Consider the following 18,535-nt stretch of genomic DNA (forward strand, 5'->3'; position numbering starts at 1 on the left):
CCAATCCGACCAGGTTTAGAGCGCTGAACCGACATCCGGATTGCAAATCACGGTGTATTCGAAAGACGATCGAACAGAGTTGAGTAACGATGACCAGCGTCCAAAATCGTCGGATTGGGAAGTTGAATTGGCACAAGGTTCGCGAGATCAGGCACCGGTCAGGCGAAATATGCTCGTCCTGCGGCGAAACGCCCAGCAATACTGTGTTGGCGCGGCAATTCGGAATTTCGCGCGTCATGGTTCACAAAATTCTCAAGAACAAAGCCTGGAGAGCGGAGCTGGATCCCGGTCACGACGCTGTTTAGCTCATCATCAATGCGTCAATCGCCCCTTGCAGGATATAGGCAGCGGCGGCGCAGTCGACCTGCTCTGCGCGCTTGGCACGAGAAACGTCTGCGGCGATCATCTGGCGTTCGACCGCTTGGGTGGACCAGCGTTCGTCCCACAGCAGGATGGGCAATCCCATTGATTCGACGTTGCGGGCAAAGGCGCGGGTCGATTGGGTGCGCGGGCTGTCACTGCCATCAAGGTTCAGTGGCAGGCCAATCACGATCCCTTTCACCGATTGGGCTGCGATCATCTTCGAGAGCAATGCCTTTTCGACGCTGAATTTGCTGCGGCGGATGAGGTCGGCCGGACTGGCGATTGTCCATCCGGCATCGCACAGCGCCGTGCCGATGGTCTTGGTGCCTACGTCCAGCCCGATCAGCCTCCCTCCTGCAAGCAGCGCCTCGCGGAAGTCAGGTGCAGCCGTCGTAATCACTTCTTCCCGAATGCCTCCACGCGACGGGCGACGTCCGCGCGCATGGTCGCCCAGAACAGGCTGTAGTCATACATGTGGTAATTGTTGTTCGGCAGGACATAGGGGCCCAGGTCGGGTCCGGGACCGATCAGCAGGAAGCCCTTGTCATCGCACCGCGCCGGTGCGCCGCCCTGGACGATTTCGCCCTGACTGAAATCTGCCGAACTCTTGAGCATGCCGCGATTTGCACTGGCCGGTGCCGACCCGCCCATCCCGCCCGTCAAGGGGTTGGTGCACAGGTAGCGATCGCCCCTCCGCGATTTGCCCGCAAGGCCCGGAATGGCCTCGAAGAGGTCCATCGTGTCCGCATATCCGGCTGGTTCGGCATAGCTTTGCCAAGACAGGATGCAGCCTGTCTGATCGGGCCCTTCGCACGGTGGCAGGCCAAGTGCGGGGAGGTCGGCGGTTACGGGGACGGGCCAGCCAATGACATAGGCCGCGACGATTCTGCTGGCGATCGGCTTACCGGCAATCCGGTCTTTCAGCAGACGCGCAAGATGCATCGACCCTTGGCTGTGTGCGGCAAGGATGATTGGCGTGTCGGAATCCTGATTGGCCATGAACGCGTCAAATGCGGCAAGTACATCGCGATAGGCGCCTTCGAGCGCGCGTTGCCCCTCGGGCTTGTCAGTCAGGAATGCACCAAGCGTGGCCTGACGATAGCGCGGAATCCAGATATCTTTCGCATTTCCGAAGACGCTTGCCTGGGCGCGAACAAACTTGATCGCGCGGTCGTTGGCTTCCGCATCATTGAGCGGCGCATTCCAGTGCGCACGGGCGAGGTAGCTGGTCGGGTGAATGAAGAAGACCGTCGCGTTGATCCGCGCCGGTTCAGGGGTAATCCCCGCCGGGGTCCATCGCGCAGGATTCTCCGCTTTGCCGGGACGCGCGATCCACATGTCATTGTGCGCATAGGCATCGGCCGGGAGCGGCGCGAGCGCGGCGAATGGTTCTCCCGGAACCAGTGCAAGGCGCGACAGTTGCAACCCGAACAGACGAAGGGCGAGGAGGACCGCGATCACCAGGACGATCAGGGCGGCCACGATATAGAGAAACTTGCGAGCCATTCGGGCCTCCTATGCCGCTGCTTCGCCAAAGTCCAACAGCGGCTGGACGGGTTCCGGTGCTTCGCCCTTGTCAAGATTTGACAATGTCACACCGAGCAGTCGCACGCCCTCCTGCAGGGGAAGGAGTGTGTTGAGGAGAAGCTGCACTATCTCCTCGATCTGTTCGGGGCTGGAGATCGGGCGGACGACCGAGCGGCTGCGCGTCACCGTCCTGAAGCTTGCCGTCCTGAGCTTCAAGGTCACGGTGCGGCCGCTGACATCATATTTGTCGCACCAGCGTGCAACCGAAGCGATCAGCGGGCGAAGCTCTCCCATGCAGGCGTCCCCGGTCATCAGATCCTCGCCAAAAGTCGCTTCGGAGCCAACGGATTTGCGCTCCTGATGCGGATTGACCGGCCGGTGGTCGATCCCCCGCGACGCCCAGTAATAATAGCCGCCCGACTTGCCGAAATGCCGGTCGAGGAATTCGCGCGACTGCGCCCGGATGTCGGCGCCGATCACAAGGCCCAGCCGTTCCATCTTGGCGGCGGTTGCTGGCCCGACGCCATAGAATTTTCTGACCGGCAAAGCCGCGACGAAGTCCGGCCCCTTGGCAGGCGTGATCACGCACAGGCCGTCGGGCTTGTTCTGGTCCGATGCAATCTTGGCAATGAACTTGTTGTAGGACACGCCTGCGGAGGCCGTCAGCCCGGTTTCGGCGCGGATCGCATCACGGATTTCCTCGGCAATCTGCGTGGCAGACGCAATGCCCAACAGGTTTTCGGTCACGTCGAGATAGGCTTCATCCAGCGAGAGCGGCTGGACGAGCGGGGTGTAGCGTTCAAAAATGTCCCGGATCTGACGCGAAACCTGGCGGTAGACCTCGAAGCGGTGCGGGACGAAAATCAGGTCAGGGCAGAGGCGCCGCGCCTTCGCCGAAGCCATTGCTGATCGCACGCCAAAAACCCGCGCTTCATAGCTTGCTGCTGCAACGACCCCGCGCGGTCCCAACCCGCCGACGGCGACAGGTTTGCCCCGCAGGTCGGGATTGTCGCGCTGTTCGCAAGACGCAAAAAACGCATCCATGTCGATATGGATGATCTTGCGGATTGGCGAGGCGTCGTTCACGCTGTGTTCCATACCGCGGCGACGGCCCGGTGTTAAGACCTAGGTGACAGCCTTAGCAAAGCGATTGTCCGCGGTCGCCCAGTTGGTCGTTGCCATGTAAGCATCGACATAGGCCCCAGCCTTGCTGCCATAGTCCATCGCATAGGCGTGTTCGAACATGTCCAGCACCAGCAGCGGGGTTCCGCCGGCAAAGGCCATCGTATGGTCGTTCGCCCATTGGTTGAGAAGGCGCCCGTCACGCTCCATCCAGTTGAGGACGACCCAGCCAGACCCGCCGCCTAGAGCTTTGCCCATCCCGGAGAATTCGGTGCGCCACTTGTCCATACTGCCAAAGTCGCGCTCGATCTGCTGGGCGAGCTTTGGGCCGGGGCCGGTTGGCGCGCCAAGGCACGAAAAATAGAGTTCATGCAGGAACATCGAATTCTGGGCGATCAGCTCTTCGCGCTTCAATCCGTTGATCAGGAAGCCCGGCGCCGTCCCAGGATCGAGCTTGGCGTATTCAGCCGCAATTACCCCCAGCCGTTTGACGGCGCCGACATAATTGTTGTCGTGATGGCTGGTCAGCAGTTTTTCGGACAGGCCAGTGATTGTCTTTGGGTCGAAAGGGAGGGGCTTTGGCGCATAGGCAATCGCGGGTGCTGCAGTCTGCGCCGCGGCGATCCCAGGTGCGATTGCCACCGCTCCGAGTGTGACCCCCAACATTTCGCGTCGATCAAGGCTGATTTCGGGCATGGAAGGTTCCTTCGCGCTTGCCGTTTTGGTGGGGCAATGATAGCGGCCCGCGCCATGTCCGTCGATAGTGCAACCGTCCGCAGGATCGCCTCGCTCGCCCGCATTGCCACCAGCGATGCGGAGGTTGAGGCCATGGTCCCCGAACTCAACAACATCCTTGGCTGGATCGAGCAGCTTGGCGAAGTCGATACATCTGCCGTCCAGCCCATGACAGCGGTGATCGCCAACACGCTGCGGCTGCGCGATGATGTCGTGACGGACGGAAACGTTCGGGACAAGATTCTCGCCAATGCGCCGGCTCCCGAGCACGGGTTCTTTGGCGTGCCGAAGGTGATCGAATAATGGCTGACATTACCGACCTCGGCATCGCCGCCATCCGCGACGGCTTCCGTGCCGGAGACTTTTCTGCGCGCGAAGTGGCCGATGCGTTCAACGCGGCGGTTGCCGGAGCCAAGGCGCTGAACGCCTTCATCGTCGAAACGCCGGACCACGCGATTGCTGCGGCGGAACAGGCTGATCGCGACCGCAGCGAAGGCACATTCAAGGCTCTCTCCGGCGTTCCCATCGGCATGAAGGACCTTTTCGCAACGCGCGGCGTACAGACAACCGCTGCGAGCCACATCCTCGAAGGGTTCAAGCCGGAATATGAATCGACCGTTTCCGCTCGGCTCTGGGCGGCAGGCGCAGGAATGCTTGGCAAGCTGAATATGGACCAGTTTGCCATGGGCTCCTCGAACGAGACCAGCGCGTTCGGCAATGTGATATCGCCCTGGCGGCGCAACGATGGCGGCAATGCACCTTTGGCGCCCGGCGGCTCGTCTGGCGGATCATCATCGGCTATCGCAGCACGCATCGTGCCCGGCGCGACCGGAACGGACACGGGCGGCTCAATCCGCCAGCCCGCGGCGTTTACAGGTATTTCGGGGATCAAGCCGACCTATGGCCGGTGTTCGCGTTGGGGCATTGTCGCTTTCGCGTCTTCGCTTGATCAGGCCGGGCCGATGGCGCGCAACGTCAAGGATTGCGCAATCCTGCTGGAGGCGATGTCCGGCTTCGACCCAAAGGATTCGACCTCGCTCGACCTGCCCGTTCCCAATTGGGAGTCGGCGCTTTCCGGCGATCTCAGGGGCAAGCGGATCGGTATCCCCAAGGAATATCGGGTCGACGGCATGCCGGGAGAAATCGATGCGCTCTGGGAACAGGGCATTGCGTGGGTGAAGGACGCAGGCGCCGAAGTCGTCGAGGTTTCGCTGCCGCACACCAAATATGCGCTGCCCGCCTATTACATCATCGCGCCTGCCGAAGCGTCCTCGAACCTCGCGCGCTATGACGGCGTGCGTTATGGCCTGCGCGAACTGCCGGAAGGGGCCGGGCTGCAAGACATGTATGCGGCCACCCGTGCCGCCGGATTTGGTGCAGAGGTGAAGCGGCGCATCCTGATCGGCACCTATGTGCTGAGCGCCGGCTTTTACGATGCCTATTACACTCAGGCGCAGAAGGTCCGTACATTGATTGCGCGTGATTTCGATGCAGCCTGGGAATTGTGCGACCTGCTTTTGACGCCGACGGCCCCCTCTGCGGCCTTTGCGCTGGGCGAAAAGAACGCGGACCCGCTGGCCATGTATCTGAATGACGTTTTCACCGTGCCGAGTTCGCTGGCCGGCCTTCCTGCGATGTCGGTACCGGCTGGGCTCGACGGGCAAGGGCTCCCGTTGGGGCTTCAGGTCATTGGCAAGGCGCTTGACGAACAGGGCGTACTGAACGCGGGGCTCGCAATCGAGGAAAGGGCGGGTTTCACGGCCCGTCCGGAGGCGTGGTGGTAAGATGAGCAGCTATCGCATCCAGGGCGCAACCGGTGAGTGGGAGGTCGTGATCGGCCTTGAAGTTCATGCCCAGATCACCTCGAACGCAAAGCTGTTTTCCGGCGCCTCGACGGCGTTCGGGTCAGAGCCGAATACCAATGTCTCGCTCATCGATGCGGCGATGCCCGGCATGCTGCCTGTGCCCAATGCCGAATGCGTGAAGCAGGCGGTGCGCACGGGCCTTGCCATCGACGCCCAGATCCACCGCTGGAGCCGGTTCGACCGCAAGAATTATTTCTACGCCGATCTGCCGCAAGGTTACCAGATTTCGCAGCTCTATCATCCGATCGTGGGTGAAGGGTCGCTGACCGTCGAAACCGATGAAGGCGAAAAGGTGATCGGTGTCGAGCGCATCCATATCGAGCAGGATGCGGGCAAGCTGATGCATGACCAGCATCCGACCATGTCCTATGTCGATCTCAATCGCTGTGGCGTCGCGCTGATGGAAATTGTCTCCAAGCCGGACATGCGGTCGCCTGCCGAGGCCGGGGCCTATATGAAGAAGCTCAGAGCCATCCTGCGCTATGTCGGCTCGTGCGACGGCAATATGGAGCAGGGCTCGATGCGCGCGGACGTGAACGTTTCGGTGCGGAAACCCGGCGCAGAGTTCGGCACGCGGACCGAAACGAAGAACGTCAATTCGGTGCGCTTCATCCAGCAGGTCGTGGAATATGAAGCACGGCGCCAGGTTGATGTGATCGAAGAGGGCGGCACGATTGTCCAGGAAACCCGCCTGTTCGATCCCGACAAGGGTGTGACGCGGTCGATGCGGTCCAAGGAAGACGCGCACGATTATCGCTATTTCCCCGATCCCGATCTTTTGCCGCTCGTCCTTACCGAAGACTTTGTCGAGGAATGCAAGGCAAGCCTGCCTGAGCTCCCCGATGCCAAGCGGCAGCGCTATGTCGAGGCACTGGGCATCACACCTTACAATGCCGATGTCATCACGTCGGATGTCGAGACCGCGCGCTGGTTCGAGGCGCTGCTGGATGCCGGTGCCGAGGCAAAGGCTGGCGCGAACTGGCTGACGTCCGAACTGTTTGGCGCGCTCAACCGGCTCGGCAAGGATATTGGCCAGAGCCCGGTAAGTCCGGAGCAGGCGGCCCAGTTGCTCGGGCTTGTCGCAGACGGCACGCTTTCGGGCAGCCTTGCCAAGCAGGTCTTCGAAATCATGCTCGAAACCGGAGACGATCCTGCAAGGATCGTCGAGGAAAAGGGCTTGAAGCAGACCAGCGATACCGGCGCCATCGAGGCAGTCATCTCCGAAATCCTGAGCGCCAATGCGGACAAGGTCGACCAGTACAAGGGCGGCAAGGAAGCCCTGTTTGGCTTCTTCGTGGGTCAGACGATGAAGGCCATGGCCGGAAAGGCCAATCCGCAGGTTGTCAATGAATTGCTGAAGAAGGCTTTGGCTTGATCGTCACAAAAGAGGGCAGGGACCACACCACCCTTGCCCTTGCGCATGAACGCGCTATAGAGCCGCGCCTGACCGGGCTCGTGCGGGCGTGGCGGAACTGGTAGACGCGCCAGATTTAGGTTCTGGTATCGAAAGGTGTGGGGGTTCGAGTCCCTTCGCCCGCACCAGAACGGGCCGCGCACCAAAGCGGGCCGTTTTACATTGAACTCAAGGATTGATTGGCTGAACATGCAGATTGTCGAGACGTTGAACGAAGGCCTGAAGCGCGGCTACACGCTGACCATCAAGGCCAAGGATATCGAAGCCCGTGTCGAGGGCGAGATTCGCAAGGTCGCGCCGCAGATGCGCATGCCCGGCTTCCGTCCTGGCAAGGTCCCGGCCAATCTTGTCCGCAAGATGCATGGCGAAGCGCTTCAGGCCGACGCGCTCAACAGCTCGATCCAGGAAGGCGTGCAGTCGCTCGTCGCCAAGGAAAAACTCCGCCCGGCCATGTCTCCGTCGGTCGAACTGGTCGATGGCTATGCCCATGGCAAGGATGCGGAACTCAAGGTCGAACTCGAAGTCCTGCCCGATGTGCCGACCCCAAAGGTGGACGGCCTCAAGCTGGAGCGGCTGACGGTTGAAGCCGATGAAGCGGCTATCGATGCGTCGGTCCTGCAACTCGCAAACCAGCAGAAGACCTATGAGGATGCGCCCAAGGGCCACAAGGCCGCGCTTGGCGATCTCGTGGTCATCGATTTCGTCGGGAAGATCGATGGAGTGGAATTCGATGGCGGCAAGGGCGAAGGCGCGTCAATCGAACTGGGTTCGGGCCGGATGATTCCAGGCTTTGAAGAAGGCATGATTGGCGTGACAGCCAATCAGGAAAAGACGATCACCGTCACCTTCCCGGCAGACTATTCGGTTGATTACCTCAAGGGCAAGGAAGCGACTTTCGATCTGGTCATCAACGATGTCCGCGTCGCCAAGGAACCCAAGGCCGACGATGACTTCGCAAAGTCGCTGGGCCTGGAAGGGCTTGAGCAGCTGCGCGGTCTGTTCAAGGGACAGATCGAGCAGGAACTGAACAATCTGACGCGGACGCACATGAAGCGTCGCTTGCTCGACCAATTGGCCTCTTCGCATGATTTCGAGGTGCCGCCATCAATGGTTGAGGCGGAATTCGAACAGATCTGGAAGCAGCTCGAACATGAAGCGAGCCATGATGCTGATCCCGAAGCAGCTCTCAAGGAAATGGAAGCCGAAAAGGAAGACTATCGCGCAATCGCGGTTCGTCGTGTCCGGCTTGGCCTTTTGCTCTCGGAAATCGGTCGTGAGCACAAGATCGAGATTTCGAGCGCCGAAATGAGCCGACTGATCCAGCAGGCCGCGCAGCAATATGATCCCAAGGATCGCCAGCGCTTTGTCGAATGGATCCAGCAGGATGCGATGGCATCAGCCCAGCTTCGTGCGCCGCTGTATGAGGACAAGGTTGTCGATTTCCTGTTCAGCAAGGCAGAAATCACGGATCGCGTTGTGACCCGCGCCGAACTCGAAGCCGCGATTGAGGCTGACGAGGATGAAGGCCATGTACATGGGCCGGGCTGCGGGCATGATCATCACGATCATGCGCCCAAGGCAAAGAAGGCTGCTGCCAAGAAGCCGGCTGCTGCGAAGGCTGCGGAACCGGCCAAGGAAGAAAAGGCTGCCAAGCCCGCCGTCAAGAAGGCTGCTGCTCCCAAGGCTGCAAAAGCTGGGGACGAAAAGCCGGCTGCCAAGAAGGCACCTGCAAAGAAAGCGAAATAGTGCGTCGCCCCTGCGCAGGCAGGGGCCGGTTTGAAGGGTTCGCACCCGACTCCCGCAAAGGCCCCTGCCTGCGCAGGGGCGACGCGATCAAAATTAATCGAAATTTGCAGAATCTGCGGTTAGGAGTGCGGGGATGACTGAGCGTTCTCCCCGCATTGCAGTGCTGTTGCCCTGCTACAACGAGGCCGCTGCAATTGCTCAGACGATTGCAGATTTCCGCGCAGCGCTGCCTGCGGCAACCATCTATGTCTATGACAACAACAGCAGCGATGCGACCTGCGAAATAGCAGCAGCGGCCGGCGCGATCGTCCGGACCGAGCGTATGCAGGGCAAGGGCAATGTCGTGCGGCGCATGTTTGCGGACGTGGATGCTGACATCTATGTCATGGCTGATGGCGATGCGACTTATGAAGCCGCCGCTGCGCCCGCATTGGTGAACAAGCTGCTTGATGAAACCCTCGACATGGTCGTGGGTGCCCGCAAATCCGAAGTGGAGGCTGCCTATCGGCGCGGGCACCGGCTCGGCAATGCTCTTCTGACGGGAATGCTGGCGCGAATCTTCGGGCGGACCTTCACTGATATTCTTTCCGGATACCGCGTGTTTTCGCGGCGGTTCGTGAAGAGCTTCCCAGTGCTGTCTGCCGGTTTCGAGATCGAGACAGAAATCAGTGTTCACGCGCTCGAGTTGCGTATGCCGGTGGCCGAACAGGTCACGGCCTATGCCGCTCGTCCGGAAGGCTCCGAATCCAAGCTCAATACCTGGCGCGATGGATTGCGGATTCTCAACACGATCCTGTTGCTGTTCCGCTATGAACGGCCGCTGCAGTTCTTCGGGGCGATCGCCGCGACATTTGCGATCATGGCGATCATACTTGCCATCCCGCTTTTCATCACCTTCATGCAAACTGGCCTGGTGCCGCGTTTTCCGACGGCAATCCTTGCGACCGGGCTCATGATCCTCTCCGCGCTCAATGGCCTGTGCGGGCTAATTCTCGACACTGTGGTCCGCGGTCGCCTTGAGGTCCGCCGCATTGCCTATCTCGCCTATCCGGCGCCTTCCCGGGATTGAAGGTCGCTCACGGTATCGGTGTGGCATTAGGGCAACGATTGCTTTCAAATCGTTACCTGCGGCGCGTCCTTAGTTCCCAATAGCTCCTGTACCTGTCAATTAACTGCAATCCGATCGACGGCCAATCTGGCCCGTCGGTGCAAATTGCTTTGGAGGACTTGTGAACTACTTCAACCAGCTGCGGGCCGCGCCCGCTTCGATGGCCCTAGCCATCTGCCTTTTGGCGACGGGCAATGCCGCACTTGCCCAGGATGCAGCGCCGCAGGCTGCTGCCGAAGACAGCGGTAGCGAAATCATCGTCACCGGCTCACGTATCCGTCAGGACCCCCTGAACCAGGATTCGCCAGTCATCCGTCTTGACCAGGATGCACTTGCGCAATCGGGTCTCTCGTCAGTCGCGGATATTCTCCAGCGTCTGCCCAGCGCGAGCGGCGGTCTCAATTCCAAGGTCAACAACAGCGGCAACCTCGGCAATCCGCCAGACGGCGGCGGCGTTGGCGCGGGTTCGGCTGAAATCGATCTGCGCTACCTGGCAGCGAAGCGCACACTTGTGCTCGTCGATGGCCTGCGCTTTGTGAATGGCACCAGCGGCAGCGGCATTCCTGCGACCGTCGACATCAACTCGATCCCGTCGAACATGGTCGACCGCATCGAAGTACTGCAGGCTGGCGCTTCGCCGCTTTACGGGTCTGATGCCATTGCCGGCGTGGTGAACATCATCACCGTCGCGCAACAGGAAGGGCTCCGTGCCTCCGCACAGTTCGGCACGTTCCGTCAGGGAGACGGCCATACGCAGGATTACAACATCAGCTATGGCATCAAGGGTGACACGACGAACCTTGTGTTCGGCGCCAGCTATGTGAAGCAGGAAGCTGTCCGGTCGCGCGATCGGGCCATTTCGCAATTCCCGAATCCCGGCCAGACGGCATGCTCGAACGGCGGTGGCGGGTGCAGCAGCGCGTCCTTCGGCGGCCGCTTTGATACCCGCACCAGTGCGGGACCACTTCCGGGCGTTCCGTTCGGCAATTTCACGATCAGCAATCCGCCGGACAACAACCCGACGCTCGGCGAACTTCGCCCGTTTGTCGTGACGGATCGCTTCAACTTCGCACCCTTTCAGTACATCCTGACGCCGTCGGAACGCTATGGCGCGTGGATGAGCTTCAAGCAGGAGTTGGGTTCCAACATCAACTTGCGCGTCAAGGCGCAGTACAACCGGCGCAAGTCGCAGAACCAGGCCGCGTTCGAGCCGCTGTTCCTCGGCCCCGATGCTGGCAACGGTGCGGGCAGCCTGTTCGACACCTTGTCGATCGATGCGACCAACCCGTTCAATCCTTTCGGTGTGACTCTCGAGTCCGGCCTCAATCCGGATGGCACGCCGAACGGCAGGACGCAGAACTATTCGTTCATTGCGCGTCGTCTTGTCGAAGCCGGTCAACGGACGTTCAACCAGACGGTTGACACAATGTCGGCAACGGCGACGCTCGATGGCTCGTTCGAGGTCGGTGGACACACCTGGTATTGGGACGCGACGGCGCTCTTCGGCATCAACGATGCGCACCAGAGCTTCACCGGCAACGTCAACGCGGCGCGTGTGGCGCAGGCACTCGGCCCGGTTGCCAATTGCAATTCACCGTGCGTGCCGCTGAACATTTTCGGCGGTGCGGGCTCGATCACGCCTGCGATGCTGGCATTCATTGCCTTTACCGAGCGCGACAAGAGCCAGCAGCATCTCTACGACTATACGGCGAACCTGAGCGGAGACATTTTTGATCTGCCAGCTGGCCCCGTTGGCTTTGCGGTCGGCGTCGAACATCGCATCCAGAGTGCCAGCTTCGATCCCGATCCGATCATTGCTGCCGGTCTTGGTGCCGATATTCCATCGCAGCCCGCAGCGGGCCGCTATAATGTCGACGAAATCTACGGCGAATTGCGTGTTCCGCTGTTGAAGGAAAAGCCCTTTTTCCATTCGCTTGAGGTGAATGGTGCCGTGCGGCACTCGAGCTATTCGATCAGCGGCTCGAGCACGACCTTTACCGGCACCGGTCTTTGGAAGCCGGTACAGGATCTGCTGTTGCGTGGGTCTTATTCGACAGGCTTCCGGGCCCCCAGCCTTGGTGAGCTGTTTGGCGGTCGGTCGCGTTTCGACCTTCCAGCGAACGACCCCTGCACCAGTGCGGCAGGCGGCTTGTTCCAGACCAATGCAACGGTCCGGGCAAACTGCATCGCCAATGGTGTTCCAGCAAGCGGCAGCTATGCAGAGGATCAGGGCGGACAGCTCCCGATCATCACGCAGGGCAACCTGAACCTGAAGCCGGAGAAATCGCGCAACCTTCTGTTCGGTGCGGTCTATGCTCCGGCCTGGGCGCGCAACAGCGGGTTTGCCAAGAACTTCAGCATCGAGGCCAATTATTACGACATTCGCGTGAGCAAGGCGATTGGCGCGATTGATCCCACCCTCACGCTGAACAATTGCGCGCTCCTTGGCGATGCTGCCAGCTGCGCCCGTGTAAAGCGGACTGGCAATGGCTTGATCAATGAGATCGATGGAACTCTCCAGAACCTCGATAACATCCGCACCAAGGGTCTCGACGTCACGCTGAACTATGTGACGCCGGAAACTGGGATCGGCACGTTCGGCCTGTCTGCAAATGCAACCTGGCTGCTGAAATATGTTCTGTCGGCTTCGAACGGCTTTGTGGTCCTTGACCGCAAGGGCACCGAACGCGGCAGTCCCGATCAGGCATTTCCCAAGTTCAAGGGCAACACGACCCTCAACTGGTCGATTGGCGATTTCGGGGCGTCCTTCACGGGCCGCTATATCCACAGCGTCATCGAACAGGGCGGGCCGACCGGCACGAACAAGCTCGACAGCCGTTTCTATGGCGATGTCCAGCTGACGTTCACGCCGTCGTTCCTTGATCAGCGCTTTGCCTTCACGGCGGGCGTGAACAATGTGTTCAACCAGGATCCGCCGGCTTGCTTCTCATGCAGCCTGAACAATTTTGACCCGACGACCTATGATGTCCCGGGACAGTTCGGATATCTGCGCGTTTCCTACAAGATGTAGTGCAGTAGACATGAATAACCCGCCCCGGCATGCGCTGGGGCGGGTTCTTTTTTTGCAAGGGCGATCAGAACTTGATCTGGTCGCCCTTGTTGATGACGGTCCCGAGAATGCCATAGTCCTTGGCTTCCTCCGTCGACATCCAATAGTCACGTTCGATATCTTCGCGCACGCGCTCGATCTTTTGGCCGGTTTTTTCCGCAATGACCTGCGCAAGCCGTTCGCGCATTTTCACGATTTCCTGAGCCTGAATGGCAATATCACCTGCACGCCCCTGTGCACCGCCGGAGGGCTGGTGAATCAGGAACCGTGTATTGGGCAGGCAGTAACGACGCTCTTTGGGCGCCCCCAGGAAAATATGGGTTCCGGCACTTGCGACCCATCCCGTGCCGATCACGGCAACCGGTGAGTCGATAAAGGAAATCAGGTCATGGATTGTATCGCCCGATTCGACATGGCCGCCGGGCGAATTGATGAAGATCTTGATCGGATCATGGTTCACATGGTCGAGATAAAGCAATTGTGCCGACACAATTTGCGCGAGCTTCTGGTCGATGCCGCCAAAGATGAGCACTGTTCGTGCCTCGAGGAACTTGCTCATCAAGAGGCCGCTTGATCCCGGCCGATCATCCTCGTCTTCGTCGCGTGTCATGCCGGGAAGGCTGGTGTCCCACAAAGTCATTCTGTTCTCCTGTGAACGTATTCCCCTTGTCGAGTAGCTGCGCCCAATGGCCCGCGCAAGCCGAAGGACTTGAACATCTTGCAACAAGTCCAGATATAGGCGGTTCAATTCATCCAAGGATATTTCATGCATCCGGCAGACGCACTCATTCCCATCGTTATCGAACAATCCAACCGCGGCGAACGCAGTTTTGACATTTATTCGCGATTGCTGCGCGAACGGATCGTCTTTGTGACGGGCGGAGTTGAGGACAATATGGCCTCGGTCATTACGGCCCAGCTGCTCTTTCTCGAATCGGAAAATCCGAAGAAGGACATCTGGATGTACATCAATTCACCGGGCGGGGTTGTTACCGCTGGCATGGCGATTCACGACACGATGCAATATATCCGGCCCAAGGTCGGTACGGTCTGCATTGGCCAGGCGGCGTCAATGGGAAGCTTCCTGCTCGCTGCGGGCGAACCGGGCATGCGGGTCGCATTGACCAACGCGCGGATCATGATCCACCAACCTTCGGGCGGCGCGCAGGGACAGGCCTCCGATATTGCACTGCAAGCACAGGAAATCCTTCGGATTCGCGCGAGCATGAACGGACTCTATTCGAAATATACGGGCAAGGACCTGCCGACGATCGAAAAGGCCATGGAACGCGATAATTTCATGACAGCAGACGAAGCGAAGAAATTTGGTCTGATTGACGAGGTGTTCGACAAGCGCCCGGTCCCGGCCGACGATTCTGCTAGCTAGCGTTTCGCGGCCCAAACTGGCAAAGAGTGTAAACGGCATTTAAGCCATTGCCGGTTAGGAATATCGCTGTAACATGGCTGTAATGTGCGACTTGCCGGATTTCCGGGGAAGGTTTGAATGACGAAGCTTAGCGGTACTGATACCAAAAGCACGCTTTACTGTTCCTTTTGCGGCAAATCGCAGCATGAGGTCCGGAAGCTGATCGCTGGCCCGACCGTCTTCATCTGCGATGAATGCGTTGACCTCTGCAATGACATTATTCGCGAGGAAACCAAATCCGCGCTGGTCAGCAAGAAGGACGGCGGCGTCCCGACTCCGCAGGAAATCTGCAATGTTCTCGATGATTATGTCATTGGTCAGCGGTCGGCGAAGCGGGTACTCTCGGTTGCAGTGCACAACCATTACAAGCGGTTGAACCACGGTGCCAAAGGCGCCGATGTCGAGCTTGCCAAGTCGAACATCCTGCTCGTCGGGCCCACCGGCTGCGGCAAGACGCTCCTCGCGCAGACGCTGGCCCGAATCCTCGACGTTCCGTTCACGATGGCCGATGCCACGACACTCACCGAGGCTGGCTATGTCGGTGAAGATGTCGAAAATATCATCCTGAAGCTGCTGCAGGCCTCCGACTACAATGTAGAGCGGGCGCAGCGCGGGATCGTCTATATCGATGAAATCGACAAGATCAGCCGCAAGGCTGAAAATCCGTCGATTACGCGCGATGTGTCGGGCGAGGGCGTGCAGCAGGCGCTCCTCAAGATGATGGAAGGCACCGTTGCCAGCGTTCCTCCGCAGGGCGGCCGCAAGCATCCTCAGCAGGAATTCCTGCAGGTCGATACGACCAACATCCTCTTCATTTGCGGCGGCGCCTTTGCCGGCCTCGAAAAGATCATTTCTGACCGCCTGCAGGGCAAGTCGATTGGCTTTGGTGCTCATGTATCGGGCGCGGATGACCGGCGCACAGGCGAAATCCTGCGTCAGGGCGAGCCGGAAGATCTGCTCAAATACGGCCTGATCCCGGAATTTGTCGGGCGTCTGCCTGTGATTGCGACGCTGGAAGACCTTGATGTCGAAGCATTGGTCAAGATCCTGAAAGAGCCCAAGAACGCGCTCGTCAAACAGTATCAGAAGCTGTTCGAGATGGAGGAAGTCAAGCTCGGCTTCACCGAGGACGCGCTTGTTGCCGTTGCCAAGAAGGGCATCGAGCGCAAGACAGGCGCGCGCGGCCTTCGTTCGATCCTGGAGAGCATCTTGCTCGACACGATGTTCGATTTGCCGGCAATGGACGGAGTCGATGAAGTGATGATCGACAAGGACGTGGTCGCTGGCACCAAGGAGCCGATCCGCGTCTATACGCACAAGGAAAAGGAAGCCGCAGGCGACGCCGCCTGATCGGTACGTGAAAATGAATGTGCGCGTCCGTGTTGCTGGTCTCGCTCTTGCGATGGCCTTTCAATCGGGTTGCGTCTCAAGCGAACAGCACCACCCACTTGCAAGTGATGCAGTGATTGATGCGGCCGAGCATTCTCCTCTCAATCCCTTTGCCGTCTCGGGGCGCTGGAACAAGCCATTTGCGCCGTTCACGATCATCGGCAATATTCACTATGTCGGGACCGAGGGCGTCAGCGCTTTCCTGATCACGACGCCGAAGGGCCATATCCTGATCGATGGCATCCTAGCGCAATCAGTCCCGCAGATCATCGCCAATATCCAGGCGCTCGGTTTCGATATCCGCGACGTCAAATTCTTGCTCAACAGTCACGCCCACATTGATCATGCTGGCGGCCTTGCCGGCCTCCAGCGGGCAAGCGGGGCGAAAATGGTGGCCAGCGCGGGAGATCGGCCGACGCTTGAAGCGGGGGCCATCGGGTTTGGCCCGACCAAGGGCATGGCGTTCCCGCCTGTTCGCGTTGATCGCGTCATAGCGGATGGTGGCACTGTTAGCCTCGGCGGCACAACCCTGACCGCCCATTTAACGCCGGGGCATACACAGGGATGCACGACCTGGAGCATGTCTGTCCGCGGGGCCGACGGCGCACCGCACACTGCGGTTTTTCATTGCAGTACCACTGTGGCGGGACAGGCCCTGGTTCCTGAATCATGGCCGGGCATGGTCGCTGCCTATCGCGCGAGCTTTGCAAAGCTGCGGGACATGAAAGCAGACATCTTGCTCGCACCGCATGATGATTTCTTCGACCTTGAAGCCCGCCGTGCACGCCAGATTGCAGGCGATGCGAATGCTTTTGTTGATCCCGGCGCACTTGGGCTGCTGAACGACGACATGGAAAAGGCATTCGAGGCTGAGCTCGAACGCCAGAAGAAACAGGCTGGATAGGAACGGCTGGAGTTTTGGCACTGGCGCGACCGGAGCCAACGGCCAGACAAGAATGATCGCGCGCCCAAATTCCCGTTCGCTGTTGCGCTATGTTCTGCTATCAAGCCACTAATGTCATGATCAGTCAGCTTCGTAGTTGCTGAGATCTGGTTTGTTTAAGTCCGCAGTGCCCCATTGTCAGGCAAGGGAGGTTCGCATGGCCTATGTTGATTGGCGTATTCGTGGTCCAGAGATTTCGAATTGCAATTGCGATTGGGGCTGTCCCTGCCAGTTCAATGCCCTTCCGACCAAGGGCGACTGTCGCGCGATGACGGCCATGAGCATCGAAGAAGGCCATTTCGGGGATACTTCGCTGAATGGCGTGAAATGGGTCGGTATGTTTGCCTGGCCCAAGGCAATCCATGAAGGCGGTGGTGAGGCCTTTGTTGTCGTCGATTCTGCCGCCAGCCCTGCACAACGTGAGGCGATCCTCACGATTCTGTCGGGGGGCGAAACCGAGCCCGGTGCAACGATCTTCAATGTCTTCTCAACTGTCATCGACCATATGCATGAACCGGCATTTTTGCCGATCACATTTGAAGCGGATATTGAGCGGAGGCAAGCGCGCGTCCTGGTCGGCGGTGTCATTGACACGGCAGTAGAGCCAATTCGCAACCCGGTGACCGGCGATGAACATCGGGCCCGGGTAAGTCTCCCGAACGGCTTCGAATACAAGGTCGCGGAATTTGCAAGCGGCACGACCAACGCCGATGGACCTGTCGCGCTCGGCTGGGCTTCAAGCCATGCCCATTTGGCGATGCTTGACCTGTCCACCCATGGAGCTGCCTGAAACCGACCGCATCGCTTCAGAGCGGCGGGGGAATTCGGTAGAGCAAATTCTCCGCCGTGACGGGCTGATTGTCGGCTTTTGCATTGTTGCCCTAGTCCTGTTGGCCTGGTGGTGGCTCTTCAGGTCGGCCGGCATTGGCATGGGCACCAATATGGGCGCCTCTGCCATGTCTGATATGGGCCGTGGTGTGCCGGTCTGGACATGGACCTACCTGACCTCGGCATTCGCCATGTGGGTGTTGATGATGGTTGCAATGATGCTCCCTTCTGCGGCGCCCATGATCCTTCTCTTTGCGCGGCTCTCGGGACAGTCCGAACACGGATTGGCGCGAACAATCGGCTTTGCGAGCTGCTATTTGCTTGTTTGGGCGCTTTTTTCGGCACTGGCATCGGTCTCGCAGGCAGCGCTTGTGTCGTTTGCCTTGGCGTCCGAAGGAACGTTGAGACTCGTTGATGGCAAGATTGCCGGAATCCTCATGCTGCTCGCAGGGGCCTATCAGCTAAGTCCTTTGAAATCAGCCTGTCTCGACCATTGCAGGTCGCCGCTTGCCTTTCTGATGCAGGGGTGGCGGCCAGGCTGGCGTGGTGCAACGCGGATTGGGCTGCGACATGGCCTTTACTGCCTCGGATGTTGCTGGGCGTTGATGCTGCTTCTGTTTGTGGCCGGGGTCATGAACCTGGCCTGGATCGCCGCTCTGACGATCGTCGTTTTGGCAGAGAAACTGGCTCCTCCGAGCATGCGGGTGCGTCAGGGTTTGGCTCTTGCGCTGTTGCTTGGCGGTATGCTGATGATCGTCGGCCGTTAAGCGGGAAGACTCGCCGAAAAAGGCCTTGTCGATTCCATACAATAATTCCGTGCCGACTCGCGTTATCGGAAATCTGCGACCCGAGGGGCTTCAGGTATACCTGAACACCTTCAACTTCGTCAGGACCCGGTCGGTACGCTGACCGGGTCCTTTCTTTTGGTGCAAGTCAGTGCGCCGCCAGCATTTGATTCTCTCAACATTGTGACGCACAAGGGCGTCGTTCATGTTGTCG

The 18,535-nt window shown here is 59.4% G+C and carries 16 protein-coding genes and 1 tRNA gene; 12 read left to right on the plus strand and 5 right to left on the minus strand.

The features are described from left to right. Positions 1-301 precede the first annotated feature (301 nt). Genes ruvX through K0O24_RS06925 form a run of 4 tightly spaced genes read right to left on the minus strand, consistent with a single transcriptional unit; the run spans position 302 to position 3,708 of the window. Positions 302-763, minus strand: a complete 462-nt coding sequence (ruvX, locus tag K0O24_RS06910; protein WP_219895122.1) for a Holliday junction resolvase RuvX — start codon at positions 761-763, stop codon at positions 302-304. Beyond that, positions 760-1,869: a DUF3089 domain-containing protein gene (locus K0O24_RS06915; protein ID WP_219895123.1), complete on the minus strand. Its 1,110-nt coding sequence runs from the start codon at positions 1,867-1,869 to the stop codon at positions 760-762. Before K0O24_RS06915 ends, ruvX begins: the two co-directional genes overlap by 4 nt. 9 nt (positions 1,870-1,878) lie before the next feature. Beyond that, on the minus strand, positions 1,879-2,976 hold the full coding sequence (dinB, locus tag K0O24_RS06920) for a DNA polymerase IV (RefSeq protein ID WP_281421705.1): 1,098 nt from the start codon (positions 2,974-2,976) through the stop codon (positions 1,879-1,881). Positions 2,977-3,015: 39 nt separating this feature from the next. Continuing rightward, positions 3,016-3,708 (minus strand): superoxide dismutase, encoded by a 693-nt coding sequence (locus tag K0O24_RS06925; RefSeq protein ID WP_246611160.1) that lies wholly within the window; start codon positions 3,706-3,708, stop codon positions 3,016-3,018. A 54-nt stretch (positions 3,709-3,762) separates the two neighbouring features. Here K0O24_RS06925 and gatC point away from each other — a divergent pair, with 54 nt between their 5' ends. The 7 genes from gatC (at position 3,763) to K0O24_RS06960 (ending at position 12,911) form a co-directional block, all read left to right on the plus strand. After that, positions 3,763-4,050, plus strand: coding sequence for an Asp-tRNA(Asn)/Glu-tRNA(Gln) amidotransferase subunit GatC (gene gatC / locus K0O24_RS06930; protein ID WP_219895125.1), 288 nt, complete (start codon positions 3,763-3,765; stop codon positions 4,048-4,050). Then, positions 4,050-5,531 carry an Asp-tRNA(Asn)/Glu-tRNA(Gln) amidotransferase subunit GatA gene (gene gatA, locus K0O24_RS06935; RefSeq protein ID WP_219895126.1) on the plus strand — a complete coding sequence of 494 codons (1,482 nt, stop codon included), beginning with the start codon at positions 4,050-4,052 and terminating at the stop codon, positions 5,529-5,531. Before gatC ends, gatA begins: the two co-directional genes overlap by 1 nt. A 1-nt stretch (position 5,532) precedes the next feature. After that, entirely contained in the window at positions 5,533-6,987 is a 1,455-nt protein-coding gene (gene gatB / locus K0O24_RS06940) for an Asp-tRNA(Asn)/Glu-tRNA(Gln) amidotransferase subunit GatB (protein WP_219895127.1), read from the plus strand. An 82-nt stretch (positions 6,988-7,069) separates the two neighbouring features. Beyond that, positions 7,070-7,154, plus strand: a tRNA-Leu gene (locus tag K0O24_RS06945). Positions 7,155-7,215: 61 nt separating this feature from the next. Beyond that, a complete protein-coding gene (tig, locus tag K0O24_RS06950; RefSeq protein ID WP_219895128.1) occupies positions 7,216-8,772 on the plus strand; it encodes a trigger factor in 1,557 nt (518 codons plus the stop codon). 133 nt (positions 8,773-8,905) lie between these two features. Then, positions 8,906-9,841, plus strand: a complete 936-nt coding sequence (locus tag K0O24_RS06955) for a glycosyltransferase family 2 protein (protein WP_219895129.1) — start codon at positions 8,906-8,908, stop codon at positions 9,839-9,841. Between the two features lie 160 nt (positions 9,842-10,001). Further along, positions 10,002-12,911 carry a TonB-dependent receptor domain-containing protein gene (locus tag K0O24_RS06960; protein WP_343211267.1) on the plus strand — a complete coding sequence of 970 codons (2,910 nt, stop codon included), beginning with the start codon at positions 10,002-10,004 and terminating at the stop codon, positions 12,909-12,911. 64 nt (positions 12,912-12,975) lie between these two features. Here the strand turns inward: K0O24_RS06960 and K0O24_RS06965 are convergent, their stop codons facing one another. Beyond that, positions 12,976-13,590: an ATP-dependent Clp protease proteolytic subunit gene (locus K0O24_RS06965; RefSeq protein WP_219895130.1), complete on the minus strand. Its 615-nt coding sequence runs from the start codon at positions 13,588-13,590 to the stop codon at positions 12,976-12,978. Between the two features lie 126 nt (positions 13,591-13,716). Between K0O24_RS06965 and K0O24_RS06970 the strand changes: the two genes are divergently transcribed. From K0O24_RS06970 to K0O24_RS06990, 5 genes are all read left to right on the plus strand, one after another. Beyond that, positions 13,717-14,337: an ATP-dependent Clp protease proteolytic subunit gene (locus K0O24_RS06970; RefSeq protein ID WP_219895131.1), complete on the plus strand. Its 621-nt coding sequence runs from the start codon at positions 13,717-13,719 to the stop codon at positions 14,335-14,337. A gap of 117 nt (positions 14,338-14,454) precedes the next feature. Next, entirely contained in the window at positions 14,455-15,726 is a 1,272-nt protein-coding gene (gene clpX, locus K0O24_RS06975; protein WP_219895132.1) for an ATP-dependent Clp protease ATP-binding subunit ClpX, read from the plus strand. 19 nt (positions 15,727-15,745) lie between these two features. Continuing rightward, on the plus strand, positions 15,746-16,669 hold the full coding sequence (bla, locus tag K0O24_RS06980) for a subclass B3 metallo-beta-lactamase (protein ID WP_219895133.1): 924 nt from the start codon (positions 15,746-15,748) through the stop codon (positions 16,667-16,669). Between the two features lie 196 nt (positions 16,670-16,865). After that, complete coding sequence (locus K0O24_RS06985) at positions 16,866-17,498, plus strand: DUF1326 domain-containing protein (protein ID WP_219895134.1); 633 nt, start codon at positions 16,866-16,868, stop codon at positions 17,496-17,498. Continuing rightward, positions 17,485-18,303: a DUF2182 domain-containing protein gene (locus tag K0O24_RS06990; protein WP_219895135.1), complete on the plus strand. Its 819-nt coding sequence runs from the start codon at positions 17,485-17,487 to the stop codon at positions 18,301-18,303. Before K0O24_RS06985 ends, K0O24_RS06990 begins: the two co-directional genes overlap by 14 nt. The last annotated feature ends 232 nt before the right edge of the window (positions 18,304-18,535 follow it).

It is taken from the genome of Aquisediminimonas profunda (genome assembly GCF_019443285.1).
Taxonomy (GTDB): Bacteria; Pseudomonadota; Alphaproteobacteria; order Sphingomonadales; family Sphingomonadaceae; genus Aquisediminimonas; species Aquisediminimonas profunda.

Bases quoted from the DNA above. Each gene is read 5' to 3' on its own strand.
- K0O24_RS06955 (WP_219895129.1), top strand. From the start codon at position 8,906: ATGACTGAGCGTTCTCCCCGCATTGCAGTGCTGTTGCCCTGCTACAAC.
- clpX (WP_219895132.1), top strand. From the start codon at position 14,455: ATGACGAAGCTTAGCGGTACTGATACCAAAAGCACGCTTTACTGTTCC.
- gatC (WP_219895125.1), top strand. From the start codon at position 3,763: ATGTCCGTCGATAGTGCAACCGTCCGCAGGATCGCCTCGCTCGCCCGC.
- tig (WP_219895128.1), top strand. From the start codon at position 7,216: ATGCAGATTGTCGAGACGTTGAACGAAGGCCTGAAGCGCGGCTACACG.
- K0O24_RS06970 (WP_219895131.1), top strand. From the start codon at position 13,717: ATGCATCCGGCAGACGCACTCATTCCCATCGTTATCGAACAATCCAAC.
- gatA (WP_219895126.1), top strand. From the start codon at position 4,050: ATGGCTGACATTACCGACCTCGGCATCGCCGCCATCCGCGACGGCTTC.
- K0O24_RS06990 (WP_219895135.1), top strand. From the start codon at position 17,485: ATGGAGCTGCCTGAAACCGACCGCATCGCTTCAGAGCGGCGGGGGAAT.
- gatB (WP_219895127.1), top strand. From the start codon at position 5,533: ATGAGCAGCTATCGCATCCAGGGCGCAACCGGTGAGTGGGAGGTCGTG.
- K0O24_RS06915 (WP_219895123.1), bottom strand. From the start codon at position 1,869: ATGGCTCGCAAGTTTCTCTATATCGTGGCCGCCCTGATCGTCCTGGTG.
- K0O24_RS06925 (WP_246611160.1), bottom strand. From the start codon at position 3,708: ATGCCCGAAATCAGCCTTGATCGACGCGAAATGTTGGGGGTCACACTC.
- K0O24_RS06965 (WP_219895130.1), bottom strand. From the start codon at position 13,590: ATGACTTTGTGGGACACCAGCCTTCCCGGCATGACACGCGACGAAGAC.
- K0O24_RS06985 (WP_219895134.1), top strand. From the start codon at position 16,866: ATGGCCTATGTTGATTGGCGTATTCGTGGTCCAGAGATTTCGAATTGC.